Origin of the sequence: Streptococcus sp. CF8_St5-11 (assembly GCF_024295625.1) — a bacterium.
GTDB lineage: Bacteria > Bacillota > Bacilli > Lactobacillales > Streptococcaceae > Streptococcus.
This window is the reverse complement of sequence record NZ_JANCOJ010000001.1, coordinates 268,038-285,826: the sequence shown is the minus strand read 5'-3', so window position 1 is coordinate 285,826 and position 17,789 is coordinate 268,038. Positions and strand designations below refer to the sequence as shown.

The window sequence follows — 17,789 nt, the reverse complement described above, 5'->3', positions numbered from 1 at the left end:
TTGCGCTATCAAAAAAACCACCCGAAGGTGGCTTTCCTTAATTCTTAGGTTCAGGTTTCCAAACCCATTCGGCTCCGTATTCTGCAAGGAGATCATCGGATGCAGTTGGTCCCATGGATCCAGACTTGTATTCATAGAGCGGTGCTCCATTTTCGGCCCATAGTTTTTCAATCCGGTCAATCAATTGCCATGAAGCACGGACTTCGTGCCAGTGGCTGTAATTGGTTGAGTCATTGTTCAAAACGTCGAAAATTAATTTTTCATAAGGCTCTGGTGAAGCCCCAGTTGCGGTCGCATCTGTTTCGTAATCAAAGGAAATCGGTGCGATACTGAATTTTTCTCCGACCTCTTTTCCGTTGATGCTCAATGAGAAACCTTCGTTTGGTTGGATATAAATGGTCAAGATATTTGGTTGCAAGCTATGTCCAAAGATGGAGTCGGTTTGCTTGAAAACCACATTGACCATGGTTCCTTTTTGTGTCAAGCGTTTTCCGGTACGGAAGAAGAAAGGCACACCGCGGAAGCGATCGCTATCAACAAAGAACGCACCAGAAGCATAGGTCTCTGTAGTAGACTCAGGGTCGACATTGGGCTCACTGCGATAAGAGATATCTTTTTTCCCTTCGATCGTACCTGAATGGTATTGACCACGGATAAAGAATTTCTTCAATTCGTCATCTGTTGGATTGTGCAATTGCTCAAAAACTTTAACTTTTTCTGCCCGAATCGCATCCTTGGTGAAGGTAGCTGGTTTATCCATAGCAAGCAAAGACAAAAGCTGAAGGGTATGGTTTTGCACCATATCTCGAAGGGCTCCCGAGTGATCATAGTAGCCACCGCGTTCTTCAACTCCTAAGCGTTCAGCAAAAGTAATTTGGATATTGTCAATAAAATCTCGGTTCCAAAGATTATCAAAAATAAGATTTCCAAAACGAATGGCAAAGATATTTTGGATCATTTCTTTTCCAAGGTAATGGTCGATTCGGAAGATTTGTTCTTCATCAAAGGTTTCTTCCAATTCTTTGTTGAGCTGACTAGCCGTTTCTAGGTCTGTACCGAAAGGTTTTTCAACGATCAAGCGCTCAAAGCCTTGTCCATCCACAATGCCTTCTGATTTGAGGTGTTTAGCAATGGTTCCAAAAAATTGAGGAGCCATGGACAAGAAGAAGACCTTGTTGTGTTCCGTTTGGTATTTTTCATCCAAGCTATTTTGCAATTCGCGCAGGGCGATGTAATGTTCGGTATCATTAACATCATGACTTTGGTAGTAGAAATGACTGGCGAATTCTTGGGCTTGTTGAGGGCTATCTGCCAGGTCTGTGATGGATTCTACCACGACTGATTCAAAGTATTCCTTGCTCCATGGTCTGCGGGCTGTTCCGATAACCGCAAAGTGTTCAGATAGATTTCCTGATTTATAGAGTCTAAAAAGGGATGGATAGAGTTTGCGCTTGGCTAAATCTCCACTGGCCCCGAAAATGGTTACAATAACTTTTGAAGACATTTAAGTACCTATTTCCTATTTTATTAACCATATTTTACCATAAAATCCACAAGATTTCTTTGATGGAATCGTTGTTCCGAATATTTTCCGCTTGGATTAGAGGATTTGAGAGGAAAGCATAGAAAAAGCTAGAACCAATGTGGATTCTAGCTTGAGCTGTTATAAAATGTTTGGATCGACCACCGAAGAAACTTGGTGAATCCATCAGAATACGCGGTAGACATAAGGATTATCCGGTTTTGTAATGGTCTGGCAATCGCTAATGTGGAGGACAGGCAAGCTTTGCTTGAGCTGCTTGTGGTATTCAATGGACAAGGTTCCTTTCGCATGGATCCAGGTATTGTTTTCGAAATGCTGCGGAGCACCTGTCGTTAAGAGACCGTAGACGCCGGAATCTGCGATACAGTGGATGATCCCAAAGCGAAAGAGAAATTGGCTGTCCTTGTTATTGGGGTCATTGTATACAAAACCGGTCAGCTCGATCGTCTTTCCTGCAAATTGGTCAGGATAATCATAAATAACTTCTATGACTTCCATGTAATTCTCAGTGGTCACCTGAATTACTTTTTTATCAACATATTTCTTTGCAGCCTGCTTCATTTCTGACTCATAGGCTGACTTGGTAAAATAGCTACTAGTATCTGGTTTGAGATACTGGGTTGTTGTCCCTTCGTCCTGCTGGATTTCCTTGGAAGAACCGGCTGCAACCGGGAAGTGGTAGCCTTTTGCAGAGACTGTTTGGGAATCCAGTGTCACTGTAGGGAAAAATAGCCCGACAAACAAAGGAATACAGAGCAAGAAGATACTCGCCACTTTTGCCCAGAAGCCAGAGAGATGACTGTGGATCTTCATCTGCTTGACCCAGATGATCAGCTGCACAAGAGCTAAAACAAAGGACAAGAACATGGAAATATAAGCCAAGTAAGAATAGTGTAAGTTGATGTATTGATTGAGCTTACCAGACAATTGCAGGTACATGGTGAGCTCAAAATAGCCAGCTAATATCAAGAAACGAATCATAGCACTACCCCCACAAACCAAGCATAAAGGAGCACAACTCCACTCACAATTCCGATAAATTGCCAGATGAAACGGGTCTTGAGATAATTTTTCATCATGAGGAGATTTTTGACATCAAGCATAGGCCCAATCACCAGAAAGGCAAGAACCGGCGCTACTCCAAAACTCGTCAGAAGAGAGGATCCAACAAAGGCGTCCGCCTCGCTACAAAGTGAGAGGAGGAAGGACAAGACCATGAGAAGGAGAATAGCAATAACCGGTGTCGCGCTGATCGAAGTGAGGATCCGTGTTGGGACATAGACTTGGACGAGGCTGGCAAAGAGGCAACCAAATACCAGGTAACGTCCTGTATCAAAGAATTCATCAATGGCTTGTACCAAGACTTGGAAGAGCTTTTGACCTTTGCTCAAGTCCCTAAAATCATGTTCATGTACAGCCTTACGATGTTCTTTTTGGATCGAATCTGTCTGAATAAAACCAAGAAAGATTCCAAGTACCGTTGCGACCAGTAGGGAACCAAGGGCTCGGTAGAGGGCCATCTTGACAGAATTCCCAAAGGCTGAGTAGGTCGCAAAGAGAACGATGGGATTGATGACAGGTGCTGTCACCAGAAAGGGAACAGCAGTATAACTTGGGACTTTCTTTTCTAGAAAGCGATTGATAATGGGAACAATTCCACATTCACAGGAAGGAAAGATAAAGCCGATAAAGGTCCCAAAGAAGATCCGCCCAAATTTATTCTTGGGAAGAAAGCGGTAGACCCTCTCTGGGGTGATATAGACCTCAATAATCCCTGAAATGATACTTCCGATTAGGACAAACGGTAGGGCTTCGATAATAATCGAGAGAAAAATAGCCCCAGCCTGCAAGACGCTAGAGGGAAGGTGTTGAAAGAATGTCATTACTTAGCCTTCTTTGCTTCTTTAGTTGTAGCAGTTTCTTCCTTCTTTTTTTCTTCGGGGAATTCGACTGTTTTTTCTACATCTGGGAAACTTGCAAAGTTTTCAAACATTTTATCAAGATCATCTGTTTTTGAGAATTTAATAGCCATTGTTGGGCCTCCTTTTTATTTTCTTTCATTATAACAAAAAGGAAAGAGCAAGGGGGAAATGGAGCATAAAAGAAAAGATCCATAGGGTCAAAATTATTCTATGAAAAATCCCTGAAACAGAGACCAGAACTGGCGATCTCACCCCTTGGTGGCAGCAAAATATGCTATAATAGAAGCTATGGATAAATATGAAAAAATAGCCCAAGAATTGGGTGTTAGCTTAAAACAAATCGATACTGTATTGAGTCTGACCGCAGAAGGCTCAACTATTCCTTTCATTGCCCGCTATCGAAAAGATATGACGGGAAATTTAGACGAAGTAGCGATCAAGGCCATTATTGACCGGGACAAATCGTTAACGGCTCTGGCTGAACGAAAGGAAACCGTCCTTGCTAAGATTGAGGAACAAGGTAAACTGACAGAGGCGCTCAAGCAGGCTATTGAAGCTGCTGAAAAATTAGCGGATGTCGAAGAGCTTTATCTCCCTTATAAGGAAAAACGGCGGACCAAGGCGACGATTGCTCGAGAAGCAGGACTTTTTCCTTTGGCACGTCTCATTTTGCAAAATAGTCCAAACTTGGAAGCAGAGGCTCAGAAATTCACCTGTGAGGCCTTCCCAACTGAAACTGCGGCTTTAGCTGGTGCAGTGGATATTCTGGTAGAAGCTATTTCAGAGGATCCCCAATTACGGGCCCTCACCTATCAAGAAATTCATGGGCATTCCCTCATGACGTCAACCTTGAAGGATGAAAGCTTAGATCCTAAGAGAACCTTTGAAATCTACTATGATTTTTCTGAGAAGATCAAGAATATGCAAGGCTACCGGACTCTAGCTCTCAATCGTGGGGAAAAATTGGGCGTTCTCAAAGTCGGATTTGAGCACCATTTGGATCGGATCATTCGTATTTTTGAGGCTCGTTTTAAAACTAGAAATACCTATGTCGATGAGGTTATTCAACAAGCGGTTAAGAAAAAAATCGTACCTGCGATTGAACGTCGGATTCGGACAGAGTTGACGGAGGTGGCAGAAGACGGGGCCATTCAATTGTTCTCTGAAAATCTACGGAATCTATTGCTCATTCCTCCATTAAAAGGGCGCGTGGTCCTTGGATTTGACCCAGCCTTTCGGACCGGTGCTAAACTAGCCGTTGTTGATGAGACAGGCAAAATGCTTGCTACCCAGGTCATCTATCCAGTTGCTCCTGCAAAACCAGCTCAGATCGAGCAGGCTAAAAAGGATCTGTCCTCCTTGATCAAGGAGTTCGGCGTAGAAATTATTGCGATTGGAAATGGGACCGCCAGCCGTGAAAGTGAGGCCTTTGTCGCAGAGGTACTTCATGACCATCCAGGAGATCGCTATGTTATTGTCAATGAAAGCGGAGCATCTGTCTATTCAGCTAGTGAGTTGGCCCGTCATGAGTTCCCAGAGCTAACCGTTGAAAAACGCTCGGCCATCTCCATTGCCCGTCGCTTGCAAGATCCGCTAGCAGAATTGGTGAAAATCGATGCCAAATCTATCGGTGTGGGTCAATACCAGCATGATGTCAATCAGAAAAAACTGACAGAAAGCTTGGATTTCGTGGTAGATACTGTCGTAAACCAAGTTGGGGTCAATATCAATACGGCTAGTCCCTCTCTATTAGCGCATGTAGCAGGACTCAATAAGACTATCTCTGAAAATATTGTGAAGTACCGGGAAGAAGAAGGGATGATCCTCTCACGAGCGCAGATTAAAAAAGTGCCTCGCCTCGGCGCCAAGGCTTTCGAGCAGGCTGCTGGATTCTTACGCATCCCTGAAAGTAATAACATCTTGGACAATACCGGTGTCCACCCTGAAAGTTACAAGGAAGTTGAAAAACTCTTTCAACTTCTTGAAATTACCGAACTCGATGCATCCGCTCAGGAAAAATTAAAAGCTGTGAACATAAAGGAGATGTCTACTCAGCTGGATCTGGGACCAGAAACTCTGAAAGATATCATTGCTGATCTCCTAAAACCGGGTCGCGATTTGCGGGATTCCTTTGATGCACCCGTGCTCCGTCAGGATGTCTTGGATATTAAAGACCTGCATATTGGCCAAAAATTAGAAGGGGTTGTGCGCAATGTGGTTGACTTTGGAGCCTTTGTCGATATTGGCATTCACGAAGATGGCTTGATTCATATCTCCCATATGAGCAAGCAGTTTATCAAGCATCCAAGCCAGGTCGTCTCAGTAGGTGATTTGGTTACCGTCTGGGTGAAGAAGATTGATGTGGAACGCGAAAAAGTCAATCTCAGTTTGGTAGCTCCGAATGAATCTGACTGAGTATGTACGCCAAGTATCCCTAGAAGATTTTGGGAGAGAATTCCGTCATCGAGCAGAGTGGAATTCACGTCTTCAAACTACTGGAGGTCGTTTCTTTCCCAAGGATCGACACCTTGATTTCAACCCTAAAATATACCAAGTTTTCGGGTTAGAGGTCTTTCGCAAAATCGTCCGCCACGAGCTCTGCCATTACCATCTTTACGATCAAGGTAAAGGGTATCGCCACAAAGATCTAGACTTTAAGCAACTTCTCCAGCAAGTGGACGGTCTTCGTTTCACACCTCCTCTACCAGATAGAACTGGGCGAGTCAAGCGGATCTATCTCTATCAATGTCCCCATTGTGGCCAAGAGTATAGACGAAAGCGAAAAATCGATCTGAAGAAATATGCCTGCGGTCGCTGTCACAGCTGCCTGCAATTTCTTGAAATGAGACAAGTGTAAGAATCAGTCTTTAGGCGGATCTCTTTCCAGTTCGACTCTGCTAAAATAGGTCTAACTAGAAAGAGGAAAATCAAATGACATCATCATTTTACAAATTAAAACGACATCGCCTGGTTTCAGGTGTGCTAGCTGGCTTAGCTGATAAATTTGGTCTTAGTGTAACTCTCCTACGCTTCTTGTTTATTCTTTTTACGGTTTCTCATGCCTTTATCGGTGTGATTATCTATTTACTGTTAGATACGACCTTGCCTTATAAGGACGAGGAGGAGCAGGAAATGTTTGACTATGGCCCTCGACCTCGTCGAAGAAAAGAGGCCGAACCCATCCATGATCAGAATGATAGTCCATTTTTCTAAAAGGAGATTTGAGTGAAGCAGAAGTTCTATTCCCTTGCTTTTATTCTATATCTCTTCTTCAGTTTTATAGGACAGTTTTTCATTTTAAATCGTTTTTTTGGTGAAGGAGTTGGAACAGTTTTGATCGGAATGCTCCTTTTTCCACTGGGCATTTGGAATAGCCTCTTCTACCTCTTGTTTCTGCCAACAAAAGAGGCTAGAAAGCCACAAATTTATCGGTTTTCGATTTTATTTCTGCCGGTTTTGTATCTGGTTTTCTCCTTGTTGGGGGGAGGTCCTTTCGCCTTTATGCACGGCTTGATCGCATTTCCTTCAAATGCGGTGGTCTATGCGGTCTCTATCGGAATCAAATCTATGATCAAAGATTTCTTGCAAGGCTGAAGGCTGGAGCATTCTTCAGATGTTACCATCATTTACTAGAGGTTAGAGACATTTGTCTTGGCCTCTTTTTAGTCGCATTAAAAAGGAGTTGAAAATGGATCATTCAAATGACACTTCAGTCTCTCGTCTGAAGAGAAAATCTGCTATAATAGAGAGAGAATTTGAAAAGGGAGAATGATATGGCAGTTACTGTTCGCGATATACAGGAAAAGCTTCGTCTATCGGTTGTTTATGGGGATGATAGCCTCTTAAGCAAGGAAATTACGACTGCGGACATTTCACGTCCAGGTCTTGAAATGACGGGCTATTTCGACTATTACACACCTGAGCGGATTCAGCTTGTAGGAATGAAAGAATGGTCCTACCTGGTGAAGATGAGCTCTCACAACCGTCATCAGGTCTTGCGCAAGATGTTCCAGCCAGAGACACCTGTCATCATTGTCGCGCGGAATTTAGAAATTCCAGAAGAAATGTTGCGTGCTGCTGAAGAGAAGCAACTAGCCATTTTGAAGAGCAATGTTGCAACGAGTCGTTTATCTGGAGAGCTTTCTAGCTATTTGGATAGTCGGCTAGCAGAACGTACGAGTGTACACGGTGTCTTGATGGATATTTATGGGATGGGTGTCTTGATCCAAGGAGATAGCGGAATCGGAAAAAGCGAGACAGGTCTGGAACTTGTCAAACGGGGTCACCGCCTCGTAGCAGATGACCGAGTCGACATCTATGCGAGAGACGAGATGACCCTTTGGGGAGAGCCAGCTGAAATCCTACGCCACTTACTAGAGATCCGTGGTGTCGGGATTATCGATGTCATGAGTCTCTACGGTGCGAGTGCTGTCAAGGATTCTTCACAAGTCCAAATCGCCGTTTACTTGGAAAATTATGCTAAGGATCAAGTTTATGATCGTCTTGGTAATAATGCAGAAGAGTTGGAAATCGGTGGCGTGACCATTCCTCGGATTCGCATCCCTGTGAAGACTGGTCGGAACATTTCGGTCGTGATCGAAGCCGCAGCGATGAATGTTCGGACCAAAGAAATGGGCTATGATGCTACCAAAACTTTTGAAGAACGTTTGTCCCAGTTGATTAGTCAAAATGAGGTGAAGGAATGAATCCAGTAGCCCTTCAATTAGGTCCGATCAGTATTCGTTGGTATGCAATTTGTATTGTCTCTGGCTTGATACTAGCCGTTTATCTTTCCATGAAAGAAGCGCCCCGTAAAAAAATTGATCCAGATGATATCATTGATTTCATTTTGATCGCCTTTCCGCTTGCGATTGTGGGTGCCAGACTCTATTACGTTATTTTCGAATGGGGCTATTATAGCCAGCATCTTGGTGAGATTTTCGCCATCTGGAACGGAGGAATCGCGATTTATGGTGGCCTCTTGACAGGTGCCCTTGTCCTCTATCTATTCTCTCGTAGACGTTTGATTGAACCGATCGACTTTTTAGATATTGCGGCTCCAAGCGTCATGATTGCACAGAGTATTGGTCGCTGGGGAAACTTCTTTAACCAGGAAGCTTATGGAGCTGCTGTTAAGAGCCTCAACTACCTGCCCTCTTTTATTCGAGACCAAATGTATATAGATGGTAGTTACCGTCAGCCAACCTTCTTATATGAATCTAGTTGGAATCTGCTAGGATTTCTCTTGATCTTGATTCTTCGGAGGAAGCCCCAATTTTTGCGACAAGGTGAGATCACAGCCTTTTACCTTATCTGGTATGGTTTTGGTCGGATGATCATCGAAGGAATGCGGACAGATAGCTTGATGTTTGCGGGCTTACGTGTTTCCCAGTGGTTGTCTATGATCCTAATTCTAGTTGGACTTGCCATCATTCTTTACCAACGTCGCAAAAAAGCCCCTTATTATGTAGAAGCAAAGGAGTAATATATGTTTATTGAAATTGCCTACGGCCTCTTAGGCCTTGCCTTAGTAGCGCTTGTCATTTATATGATTTTTTTCCTCTCAAAGATTGGAAAAGTTGTAGATGAGACGCAAAAAACGATCCAAGTTTTGACATCAGATGTCAATGTCACCTTGCATCAGACCAATGATCTATTGGCAAAAGTCAACGTTTTAACGGATGATTTGAATCAAAAAGTTGCAACGATTGATCCACTCTTTACAGCCGTGGCGGATCTTTCAGAGTCTGTTTCAGATTTGAATGATCAAGCCCGTCAATTGAGTGTCAAAGCAGTGTCAGCTGGTGAAAAAACAGTGAAAGCCTCTATCGGATTAAAAGCGATTAAGATGGCTTCAAAATTATTTAAATAGAATCGAGGAAGAATATGGGACGTTTATCTAGTTTATTAATTGGTGTGATTTCAGGTGCTTCAGCAGCCTACTATTTATCAACAGAGCAAGGAAAGAAAGTCACTAAAAAAGTGGTGCGCTTCGTAAAAGATTATCAAGAAGATCCTCAAGAAGTACATGAATCGGTGAAACAAACTGCTAAGGATGTTTCAAAACAAGCAGCAGAAGTGATCCAACAAACTAAAGAAAAAGTTGGTTCTGGAGAAATTACGACAGGAACTGTTTTGGAGTCTGTCAAAGAAAAGACGCAAGATGTGGTTGAAAAATCTCAAGAAGTCTATCACTCATTTAAGGATAAACTTCAAAAAGAAAATCTAAGTGGCAATGACTTGGTTCAATCCATTCGCAAACAAACAGAATCAGAAGACATCGTGTTAGAGTTGGATGAAAAAGATTCTGAAGAAGCAGCTGAAGAAGAAACAAAAGAAGCATAAAAAAATGAGGCTCAGTGAGCCTCATTTTTTATGGAAATTACCTGATCAATTGGAGTTAGCTTTTGTCTTCCAATTGTTATTCCAATTAAAAAAATTCGAGTAAATAAAAAAATCAGGCGAACCTGATTTTTATTTTTTTCGTTTATTGTAGTAAATTCGGAACCCTTGAATACTAGCAAAGCTAGAACCAATCGCTAAGGCAAACGCAAAGAAGGTATTCATTTTCGTTGCTAAAAAGATAAAACTAAATACAACTGTCAACACACAGAAAATAGCGATATTCAAAAAATATAGCAATTCACTTAATTGAGGCGCGGGTTCAACTTCAGGAGCATAGTCCTGAACAGGGGATTCTTGGGTTTGTTTAGTTAATTCGATATAATCGAATTTTTCATCATAGTGTCTTAAATTTCTTACGGGCATTTTCTCTCTCCTAACAGTACTCTATTATTCTATCATGAATTCAGCTATATAAATGTTACAAAAATGTTACAAATTTTACAAAATGAATAATTTTTTCTAGAATATCGGAATTTTTGTTATAATGGTTCTATGAAAAATATTATTATTACAGCAACAGCAGAGAGTGTTGAGCAAGCGCAAGCCCTGATTGATGCAGGGGTTGACCGAATCTATGTCGGTGAAAAAGATTACGGATTACGATTGCCTCAAACTTTAAGCTATGACGAAATAAATCGAATTGCTCAACTAGTCCATGCTGCTGGCAAAGAATTGACAGTGGCTGTAAATGCACTCATGCACCAATCGATGATGGATTCAATCAAGCCTTTCCTAGATTTTCTAAAGGAAATTCAAGCTGATTATATTACTGTCGGAGATGCGGGCGTTTTTTATGTCTTGAAACGAGATGGCTATCCATTCAAAACGATTTACGATGCTTCTACCATGGTCACTTCTAGCCGCCAGATCAACTTCTGGGGAAAACAAGCAGGAGCTTCTGAGGCTGTTTTGGCTCGTGAGATTCCATCTGCCGAATTATTCGTAATGGCTGAGAATCTTCAGATTCCAGCAGAAGTCTTGGTCTATGGTGCTAGCATTATTCACCATTCGAAACGACCGCTTCTTCAGAATTATTACAACTTTATCAAGACAGAAGAGTCTGTGACCAAAGATCGGGATCTGTTCTTGGCCGAGCCAGGAGATCCCAATTCTCATTATTCGGTCTACGAAGACAAACATGGAACCCATATCTTCTCAAATAATGACTTGAATATGATGACCAAATTGTCTGAGTTGGTTGAACATGGCTTTGATCATTGGAAACTCGATGGTGTCTACTGTCCGGGTGAAAACTTTGTCAAGATTACAGAGTACTTTGTCAAGGCCCGTGATTTGATTCAAAAAGGAACATTTACACAGGATCAAGCCTATCTGTTTGATGAAGAAATCCGCAAATTGCATCCAGCTAATCGTGGTTTGGATACTGGTTTCTACGATTATGAACCAGATCGTGTAAAATAATAAAAAAATTAAGCCTCTTCGTTTGTGAGTTTTCCTTTTTCAGGGAACGAAGAAGCTATTCATCATATCGACAATCTTGTAAATTGGAGAAAACATGACAAATACAAAAAAACGTCCAGAGGTCTTGGTACCGGCTGGAACATTAGAAAAGTTAAAAGTTGCCGTTAATTATGGCGCAGATGCTGTTTTCGTTGGTGGACAAGCCTATGGTTTGCGTAGCCGTGCCGGAAACTTTACCATGGATGAGCTTCGTGAAGGTATCGAATATGCTCATGCACGTGGCGTTGATGTTCACGTTGCTTCAAACATGGTAACCCATGAGGGAAATGAACAAGGGGCTGGTGAATGGTTCCGTGAATTGCGGGATATGGGCCTTGATGCCGTGATCGTCTCAGACCCGGCCTTGATTGAAATCTGTGCAACTTATGCACCTGGACTCAATATTCACTTGTCTACGCAAGCTTCTGCAACCAACGTGGAGACCTTCCATTTCTGGAAAGAATATGGCCTGACTCGTGTCGTCTTGGCCCGTGAGGTATCCATGGAAGAGTTGGCTGAGATTCGTAAGCGTACCGATCTTGAGATCGAAGCCTTCGTTCATGGAGCCATGTGTATTTCCTATTCCGGACGTTGTACCCTTTCTAACCACATGTCTGACCGGGATGCCAACCGTGGTGGCTGTTCTCAATCTTGCCGTTGGAAATACGATCTCTACGATATGCCATTTGGCCAAGAACGTAAGAGTATCAAAGGACAAGTCCCAGAAGAATACTCTATGTCAGCCGTGGACATGTGTATGCTCGAAAATATTCCAGACATGATTGATAATGGGGTTGATAGTTTGAAGATCGAAGGCCGTATGAAATCTGTCCATTACGTATCAACAGTGGCCAACTGTTACAAGGCGGCTTGTGATGCCTATATGGAAAGTCCAGAAGCCTTTTATGCCATCAAGGATGATTTGATCAATGAATTGTGGAAAGTCGCTCAACGTGAATTAGCAACTGGATTCTACTACCAAACACCGACTGAAAATGAACAATTGTTTGGGGCACGTCGTAAGATTCCTCAATACAAATTTGTAGGAGAAGTGGTGGACTTTGATCCATCTACCATGACTGCGACGATTCGCCAACGGAATGTCATCAATGAAGGCGACCAAGTGGAATTCTACGGACCAGGCTTCCGTCATTTTGAATGCCAGATCCAAGACTTGCATGATAAGGATGGAGTGAAGATTGATCGCGCACCAAATCCGATGGAACTTCTCACGATCACGGTCCCACAAGAAGTCAAGCCAGGAGATATGATTCGTTCTTGCCAGGAGGGCTTAATCAATCTCTACTCAAAAGATGGGGCAAGTAAAACTGTTCGAGTATAACAAAAAAAAAGAGAGGGTTAAACCTCTCCTTTTTGTTGGGCGATGCGAATATTATTGGGGACCAAACTGATTTTCTGGATCTCAGAAATCCGAATAATCGTGGACATACTCTTTTTAAAATTTTTCACGATCAGTTGTCGGCGTTCTTGGTCATACTTGACAATATCGCCTGTAAAACTCTTGTTTGAAAAAATAACATGTACCCCTTGTTTTTTTCGCAATGCTTGTTGAATGATTTCAATAATTCTCTCATCTTCTAATGGGGCAGGGGTACTGACTTTTCCATTGAAAAATTCATTTGCTCGGTCTTTAACGATCTCGAGAAATTTTTTCATAGCTAAATTCTCCATAACTTGATACAATATATTATAGATAATTTCAACGATTTTGTAAATGATTTACGAATATTAGAGATGAGAAGGCAAGAAAGGAGTCGTGAAATGGCAGAATTTTCATTCCAAATCGAAGAACATTTGCTGGTCTTGTCAGAAAATGACAAGGGTTGGACAAAAGAATTGAACCGTGTGAGTTTTAATGGTGCTCCTGCTAAGTATGATATTCGGACCTGGAGTCCCGACCATACAAAGATGGGAAAAGGCATTACACTCACGAACGAAGAGTTCCAAGTCATGCTCGATGCATTTAAAAATTAAGAAAAGGGGTCCTTCAAGGACTTCTTTTTGTTATAGTCTAAGACTATATAGATGTCAAAGATATTAGATTATCCCAAACCCTTGTTTATCAGGTATTGGACTGCTATAATGGTTGCATTGATGAATTAATGTAAAACTTATAGGAAAGAGGAATTCATATTGACACATACACATGCACCTTATCGCATAGACCATGTTGGTTCATTCCTTCGTCCAGCAGCTTTGGTTCAAGCTCGTGAAGATTTCGCAGCTGGAAAAATCAGTCAGGCTGACTTAACAAAAGTAGAAGATCAAGCGATTCGTGACCTCGTTGAAAAAGAAATTGCTGCTGGTCTGAAGTCAGTAACAGATGGAGAATTCCGCCGTGCTTATTGGCATTTGGATTTCTTCTGGGGCTTTGGTGGCATTGATCATGTCCAAGCTGCTCAAGGTTATCAATTCCATGATGAAACAACCAAGGCGGACTCAGCACTTGTCGTTGGAAAAATCACAGGAGCCAATCATCCATTTGTAGAGCATTACAAGTTCTTGCGGGATCTTGTAGCAGATGTAGATGGTGTAGAGGCTAAATATACTATTCCAGCACCTGCGCAATTCTATTTTGAATTGATCCGTGATGCAGAGCATGTAGAACAATTAAATACCATCTATCCTGATTTTGTGGCTGTTCGTGAAGATATCAAGCAAGCCTATCTTCAAGTGATTCAAGATTTGTATGATGCAGGACTTCGGACCCTTCAAGTAGATGACTGTACGTGGGGTGTCTTGGTAGACGATCATTTCTTGACGGCTTGGGGAGCAGCTCAAGGCAAGTCAAAAGATGAGGTTCGCCGAGAACTCGCTGATCTCTTCTTGACCTTTAACAACGATGTCTACCAAAATGTTCCAGCTGGTTTGACCGTCAATACGCACGTTTGTCGTGGGAACTTCCATTCTACTTGGGCTTCATCAGGTGGCTATGCGCCGATTGCCAAAGAACTCCTTGGAGAAGAAGCGGTCAATGCTTACTTCCTTGAGTTTGACACTGATCGTGCTGGTGGTTTTGAACCACTTGCAGAAGTAACCCCTGGTAAAGGAGTGGTGTTAGGCCTTTTGACATCTAAGAGTGGTCAACTGGAGAACAAGGATGAAGTGATTGCTCGTATTAAAGAAGCAAGTCAGTATGTACCGTTGGAAAATCTTTACCTGTCTACTCAGTGTGGCTTTGCTTCGACAGAAGAAGGAAACATTTTGACAGAAGAAGACCAATGGAAAAAAATCGGTTTGATTAAGGAAATTGTCGCTGAAGTTTGGGGCGAATAAGGAGGAAGAAACATGTCAGATTTACTAAGTATTTATAAAGAATTGCAAGCTAAAAAATGGGTGGACTTGAGTCACCAAATCAATGCGGAAAGTCCACACTTCCCAGCCCTTCCTGCCTTGCAACAAGAAGACCTTTTTACATTAAAAGATGGTTTCCATGTTCAAAAATTTACAGTGGTTGGTCAATACGGAACGCATATTGATGCACCGATTCACTTTGTAGAAGGGGGTCGTTGGTTGGATGAGATTGCCCTCAAAGATCTCCTCTTGCCACTCTATGTTATCGACAAGTCTAAAGAAGTTGCAGCCAATCCAAACTTTATCTTGAGCAAACAAGATATCTTAGACTTTGAGGCAGAGCATGGACAAATTACTGAGGGTGCTTTTGTTGCCTTCCGTAGTGATTGGTCAAAACGTTGGCCAGATCAAGATGCTATGCGTAACCTAGATGAAAATGGGGTTCAACAAAGTCCAGGATGGAGCCGTGAAGCCTTGGAATTCTTGATTCATGAACGCCATGTCAAGGCCGTGGGTCATGAAACCTTCGATACCGATGCAGGTATTCCAGCAGCAGAGCATGGCTTGGTCAATGAATACTACCTCTTGGAACAAAATATCTACCAAGTTGAGGTTTTGAATCAATTGGATCAAGTTCCAGCTGTAGGTGCCTTGATTTCGATTGCTTTCCCTCACTGGGACAAGGCAACTGGTTCACCTGTCCGTGCCATTGCCATCTTACCATAAACAAAGAGAAAAGCTTGAAGACAGACGTCGCATTTGGACGTTTGTCTTTTTGTATTTTCGAAACTATTTTCGTTATCATCTGATATTCCATCTAAAAAACTGATCTAGAAAAAATAAAAAGGAATTTTCGTTAATTATTTTGCCAATGTTTTGAGATGTAGACGAACCGGTGTAAGCCAAATTTTTATAGGGCTTACAACAAAGAAAAGAGAGTGGGACAGAAATCGGTAATTCGTTAGAATTCGATTTCGTCGTCCCGCCTCCGCACAGTTGAGTAGGGCTATAAAAGCTGATGAAATCAGCGTAGTAGAGCCCACTCAACCACTGCGTCTTGCTCGACAATCCAAAAATAATTGAGAGGCTAGGACTTTTGTCCCAGCCTCTTTTTATCAATCAGAGAGAGCTAAAAGTTTCTCTCTTTGTTAGTTGAACTATTTGTTAAGATGCATTGAAAATCTATTTCGTTAGAAAATTGACTATTTTTAATGAATAAATTATTGACGAGTCAATTTCCGTTTGATTCCAACAGCACCTACTAAGACAAGAATTCCAGAGAAGACGAGTCCAGATGCAACAACTTCACCTGTATTTGGAAGAAGTGTTTTGCGACCTCCCCCATTGTTTCCACCATTTGAACCTGGCGCACTTGGTGTCGTTGTAGTACCAGAATGATCAGGTTTATTTGGATTTTCTGTTGTAGATGAAGAAGTCTTAGGTTCATCGGTAGTCGTTACTGTGGTCTTAGGCTCATCAGTTGTAGTTGAAGTAGTCTTAGGTTCATCAGTAGTTGTTACCGTAGTGGTTGTAGTAGTCGGCTCTTGAGTCGTAGTAGTTGTGGTAGTCGGCTCTTGAGTCGTAGTGGTTGTTGTAGTCGACTCTTGGGTCGTAGTGGTTGTAGTAGTCGGCTCTTGAGTCGTAGTGGTTGTAGTAGTCGGCTCTTGAGTCGTAGTAGTTGTTGTAGTCGGCTCTTGAGTCGTAGTGGTTGTAGTAGTCGGCTCTTGAGTCGTAGTAGTTGTTGTAGTCGGCTCTTGAGTCGTAGTAGTTGTGGTAGTCGGCTCTTGAGTCGTAGTAGTTGTAGTAGTCGGCTCTTGAGTCGTAGTAGTTGTAGTAGTCGGCTCTTGAGTCGTAGTGGTTGTAGTAGTCGGCTCTTGAGTCGTAGTTGTAGTAGTGGTTGTTGTAGTAGTTGTAGTAGTGGTTGATGTCATATCGCCATCCACTCCACCGTTTGCATTAATATTTGCAACAGATGCATTTACTTCCTTGGCAACAACGGCTTGCTCACCTTTAACGTGATACCAGACCTTAGTATTGTTTAAGAAATTCTTTTGATTTTCATTCTCTACTTTAGTCTGGTAAAAGATCAGGACACCAGTCTTATTAATTTCACTTTGAGGAATAGTAACCGTAATTTTTCCTGCTGCATCAATTGTGAAAGTTGCTCCAGGAAAGGCTGCTAAGAAATCATCGATAGCAGTTGAGCCACCGTAATATCCTTGTTTGTTACCTGTAGTAGTAATACTAAAACTATCTTTTACAAGTGAATGACCACTTTGGATGTCATCTTCAACACGAACATCACCATCTACATCTAAGTTCATTGCATTAATGGTTAGTGTCCAAAGAATATGTTCAGGATCATTCGCGTGCATATCACCCGCTTTGAGATAGAATGGAGCGCTGTTAACACCAGTAGCCATTTTCTTAACGTTTAATTCTACTTTTCTAGCTCCACTAATAATAGTGAATTTTCCAACATGCTCCTTATCGGTTGCTGTATAGTTATGACCCTCAATCTCAAACTCACCCCAACCGCGAATGTTTTGAAGATTTTTGATAGCTTCATTGAAAGTAACTGTCGCAGATCCATCTGTAATGACCATGTCTCCAACGTAAGTTCCGTCAATACTTAATGGAATAGTCTTTTTAAATCCTACCCCGAAGACTGTTCCAGAACTGGTCCAATTAACTTTTAATGTATCCCCGGGTTGAATCTTTTGTGCATGCTCATCAAATGTAAACTTAACAGTTGTTTGTCCACCATCTGTGATTTCTTCTGATGAAACAGTAAGTGAGCTAATATTGTTGCTGACATCGCCAGCTTTTACCATATCAGATTGCGACAATACGATGAATAGTAATGGTAAAAATACAATAAAGAAGACTTTGGCAAGTCTACTTAGATTTATTTTTTTCATTTTCTTCTCCCATTTTTCTCCAATATTTACATCAATTTGTATGTTGTTGCCAAAAACTTACAAAATTGAGAAATTTTTATAGGTGTCTTTTAAGATGACATTAATAAAAGTGCACCCCCCACTCGTCTATTTTCAAAAAAGATATCTACAAAGTGAATTATATCACAAATTAGTAAAATTTTAACAATAAAAATATTTTATCTATGAAATTTTAAAAATTTT

20 protein-coding genes are annotated in these 17,789 nt (G+C 41.8%); 13 read left to right on the top strand and 7 right to left on the bottom strand.

Annotated elements, in window-relative coordinates; genetic code table 11:
• Positions 1-37: 37 nt before the first annotated feature.
• The 4 genes from zwf to NMM13_RS01355 form a co-directional block, all read right to left on the bottom strand.
• Positions 38-1,504, bottom strand: coding sequence for a glucose-6-phosphate dehydrogenase (gene zwf, locus NMM13_RS01370; RefSeq protein WP_195623458.1), 1,467 nt, complete (start codon positions 1,502-1,504; stop codon positions 38-40).
• A gap of 204 nt (positions 1,505-1,708) precedes the next feature.
• Positions 1,709-2,524 carry a TIGR03943 family protein gene (locus tag NMM13_RS01365; protein ID WP_254727096.1) on the bottom strand — a complete coding sequence of 272 codons (816 nt, stop codon included), beginning with the start codon at positions 2,522-2,524 and terminating at the stop codon, positions 1,709-1,711.
• The gene (locus tag NMM13_RS01360) at positions 2,521-3,426 is read right to left on the bottom strand and encodes a permease (protein WP_014713646.1); all 906 of its coding nucleotides are present in this window, start codon (positions 3,424-3,426) and stop codon (positions 2,521-2,523) included. Before NMM13_RS01360 ends, NMM13_RS01365 begins: the two co-directional genes overlap by 4 nt.
• The gene (locus NMM13_RS01355; protein ID WP_254727092.1) at positions 3,426-3,575 is read right to left on the bottom strand and encodes an SPJ_0845 family protein; all 150 of its coding nucleotides are present in this window, start codon (positions 3,573-3,575) and stop codon (positions 3,426-3,428) included. Before NMM13_RS01355 ends, NMM13_RS01360 begins: the two co-directional genes overlap by 1 nt.
• Positions 3,576-3,753: 178 nt before the next feature.
• Here NMM13_RS01355 and NMM13_RS01350 point away from each other — a divergent pair, with 178 nt between their 5' ends.
• The 8 genes from NMM13_RS01350 (at position 3,754) to NMM13_RS01315 (ending at position 9,810) form a co-directional block, all read left to right on the top strand.
• Positions 3,754-5,880, top strand: a complete 2,127-nt coding sequence (locus tag NMM13_RS01350; RefSeq protein WP_254727089.1) for a Tex family protein — start codon at positions 3,754-3,756, stop codon at positions 5,878-5,880.
• Positions 5,867-6,322, top strand: a complete 456-nt coding sequence (locus NMM13_RS01345) for a SprT family protein (protein ID WP_254727085.1) — start codon at positions 5,867-5,869, stop codon at positions 6,320-6,322. The genes NMM13_RS01350 and NMM13_RS01345 overlap by 14 nt, the downstream gene beginning before the upstream one ends.
• Positions 6,323-6,396: 74 nt before the next feature.
• Positions 6,397-6,678: a PspC domain-containing protein gene (locus NMM13_RS01340; protein ID WP_003005023.1), complete on the top strand. Its 282-nt coding sequence runs from the start codon at positions 6,397-6,399 to the stop codon at positions 6,676-6,678.
• Positions 6,679-6,690: 12 nt separating this feature from the next.
• Positions 6,691-7,059 carry a hypothetical protein gene (locus NMM13_RS01335; protein WP_254727082.1) on the top strand — a complete coding sequence of 123 codons (369 nt, stop codon included), beginning with the start codon at positions 6,691-6,693 and terminating at the stop codon, positions 7,057-7,059.
• Positions 7,060-7,238: 179 nt separating this feature from the next.
• Positions 7,239-8,171: an HPr(Ser) kinase/phosphatase gene (gene hprK / locus NMM13_RS01330; protein WP_254727079.1), complete on the top strand. Its 933-nt coding sequence runs from the start codon at positions 7,239-7,241 to the stop codon at positions 8,169-8,171.
• Positions 8,168-8,950, top strand: a complete 783-nt coding sequence (gene lgt, locus NMM13_RS01325) for a prolipoprotein diacylglyceryl transferase (RefSeq protein WP_254727076.1) — start codon at positions 8,168-8,170, stop codon at positions 8,948-8,950. The genes hprK and lgt overlap by 4 nt, the downstream gene beginning before the upstream one ends.
• A gap of 3 nt (positions 8,951-8,953) precedes the next feature.
• Positions 8,954-9,337, top strand: coding sequence for a DUF948 domain-containing protein (locus NMM13_RS01320; RefSeq protein WP_003008109.1), 384 nt, complete (start codon positions 8,954-8,956; stop codon positions 9,335-9,337).
• A gap of 14 nt (positions 9,338-9,351) precedes the next feature.
• Complete coding sequence (locus NMM13_RS01315) at positions 9,352-9,810, top strand: YtxH domain-containing protein (RefSeq protein WP_021153588.1); 459 nt, start codon at positions 9,352-9,354, stop codon at positions 9,808-9,810.
• 129 nt (positions 9,811-9,939) lie between these two features.
• Here the strand turns inward: NMM13_RS01315 and NMM13_RS01310 are convergent, their stop codons facing one another.
• On the bottom strand, positions 9,940-10,233 hold the full coding sequence (locus tag NMM13_RS01310) for a DUF3270 family protein (RefSeq protein ID WP_049507431.1): 294 nt from the start codon (positions 10,231-10,233) through the stop codon (positions 9,940-9,942).
• Positions 10,234-10,362: 129 nt separating this feature from the next.
• On the opposite strand from NMM13_RS01310, the gene NMM13_RS01305 reads away from it, so the two are divergent.
• Both NMM13_RS01305 and NMM13_RS01300 read left to right on the top strand, forming a co-directional pair.
• Positions 10,363-11,292: a peptidase U32 family protein gene (locus tag NMM13_RS01305; protein ID WP_045759685.1), complete on the top strand. Its 930-nt coding sequence runs from the start codon at positions 10,363-10,365 to the stop codon at positions 11,290-11,292.
• 94 nt (positions 11,293-11,386) lie between these two features.
• A complete protein-coding gene (locus tag NMM13_RS01300) occupies positions 11,387-12,673 on the top strand; it encodes a U32 family peptidase (protein ID WP_254727072.1) in 1,287 nt (428 codons plus the stop codon).
• Positions 12,674-12,690: 17 nt separating this feature from the next.
• Here the strand turns inward: NMM13_RS01300 and NMM13_RS01295 are convergent, their stop codons facing one another.
• Positions 12,691-13,023, bottom strand: coding sequence for a hypothetical protein (locus NMM13_RS01295; RefSeq protein WP_013903885.1), 333 nt, complete (start codon positions 13,021-13,023; stop codon positions 12,691-12,693).
• Positions 13,024-13,113: 90 nt separating this feature from the next.
• Between NMM13_RS01295 and NMM13_RS01290 the strand changes: the two genes are divergently transcribed.
• From NMM13_RS01290 to NMM13_RS01280, 3 genes are all read left to right on the top strand, one after another.
• Positions 13,114-13,326: a YdbC family protein gene (locus NMM13_RS01290; protein WP_003002541.1), complete on the top strand. Its 213-nt coding sequence runs from the start codon at positions 13,114-13,116 to the stop codon at positions 13,324-13,326.
• A 159-nt stretch (positions 13,327-13,485) separates the two neighbouring features.
• Positions 13,486-14,628, top strand: a complete 1,143-nt coding sequence (locus NMM13_RS01285) for a 5-methyltetrahydropteroyltriglutamate--homocysteine S-methyltransferase (protein ID WP_129824053.1) — start codon at positions 13,486-13,488, stop codon at positions 14,626-14,628.
• A 12-nt stretch (positions 14,629-14,640) separates the two neighbouring features.
• The gene (locus NMM13_RS01280; protein WP_254727069.1) at positions 14,641-15,372 is read left to right on the top strand and encodes a cyclase family protein; all 732 of its coding nucleotides are present in this window, start codon (positions 14,641-14,643) and stop codon (positions 15,370-15,372) included.
• A gap of 494 nt (positions 15,373-15,866) precedes the next feature.
• Here the strand turns inward: NMM13_RS01280 and NMM13_RS01275 are convergent, their stop codons facing one another.
• Positions 15,867-17,567, bottom strand: a complete 1,701-nt coding sequence (locus NMM13_RS01275; protein WP_254727066.1) for a Gamma-glutamyltranspeptidase — start codon at positions 17,565-17,567, stop codon at positions 15,867-15,869.
• Positions 17,568-17,789 lie beyond the last annotated feature (222 nt).

Coding starts and splice junctions, on each gene's coding strand:
- zwf (WP_195623458.1), bottom strand. CDS start 1,504: ATGTCTTCAAAAGTTATTGTAACCATTTTCGGGGCCAGTGGAGATTTA.
- NMM13_RS01365 (WP_254727096.1), bottom strand. CDS start 2,524: ATGATTCGTTTCTTGATATTAGCTGGCTATTTTGAGCTCACCATGTAC.
- NMM13_RS01360 (WP_014713646.1), bottom strand. CDS start 3,426: ATGACATTCTTTCAACACCTTCCCTCTAGCGTCTTGCAGGCTGGGGCT.
- NMM13_RS01355 (WP_254727092.1), bottom strand. CDS start 3,575: ATGGCTATTAAATTCTCAAAAACAGATGATCTTGATAAAATGTTTGAA.
- NMM13_RS01350 (WP_254727089.1), top strand. CDS start 3,754: ATGGATAAATATGAAAAAATAGCCCAAGAATTGGGTGTTAGCTTAAAA.
- NMM13_RS01345 (WP_254727085.1), top strand. CDS start 5,867: ATGAATCTGACTGAGTATGTACGCCAAGTATCCCTAGAAGATTTTGGG.
- NMM13_RS01340 (WP_003005023.1), top strand. CDS start 6,397: ATGACATCATCATTTTACAAATTAAAACGACATCGCCTGGTTTCAGGT.
- hprK (WP_254727079.1), top strand. CDS start 7,239: ATGGCAGTTACTGTTCGCGATATACAGGAAAAGCTTCGTCTATCGGTT.
- lgt (WP_254727076.1), top strand. CDS start 8,168: ATGAATCCAGTAGCCCTTCAATTAGGTCCGATCAGTATTCGTTGGTAT.
- NMM13_RS01320 (WP_003008109.1), top strand. CDS start 8,954: ATGTTTATTGAAATTGCCTACGGCCTCTTAGGCCTTGCCTTAGTAGCG.
- NMM13_RS01315 (WP_021153588.1), top strand. CDS start 9,352: ATGGGACGTTTATCTAGTTTATTAATTGGTGTGATTTCAGGTGCTTCA.
- NMM13_RS01310 (WP_049507431.1), bottom strand. CDS start 10,233: ATGCCCGTAAGAAATTTAAGACACTATGATGAAAAATTCGATTATATC.
- NMM13_RS01305 (WP_045759685.1), top strand. CDS start 10,363: ATGAAAAATATTATTATTACAGCAACAGCAGAGAGTGTTGAGCAAGCG.
- NMM13_RS01300 (WP_254727072.1), top strand. CDS start 11,387: ATGACAAATACAAAAAAACGTCCAGAGGTCTTGGTACCGGCTGGAACA.
- NMM13_RS01295 (WP_013903885.1), bottom strand. CDS start 13,023: ATGGAGAATTTAGCTATGAAAAAATTTCTCGAGATCGTTAAAGACCGA.
- NMM13_RS01290 (WP_003002541.1), top strand. CDS start 13,114: ATGGCAGAATTTTCATTCCAAATCGAAGAACATTTGCTGGTCTTGTCA.
- NMM13_RS01280 (WP_254727069.1), top strand. CDS start 14,641: ATGTCAGATTTACTAAGTATTTATAAAGAATTGCAAGCTAAAAAATGG.
- NMM13_RS01275 (WP_254727066.1), bottom strand. CDS start 17,567: ATGAAAAAAATAAATCTAAGTAGACTTGCCAAAGTCTTCTTTATTGTA.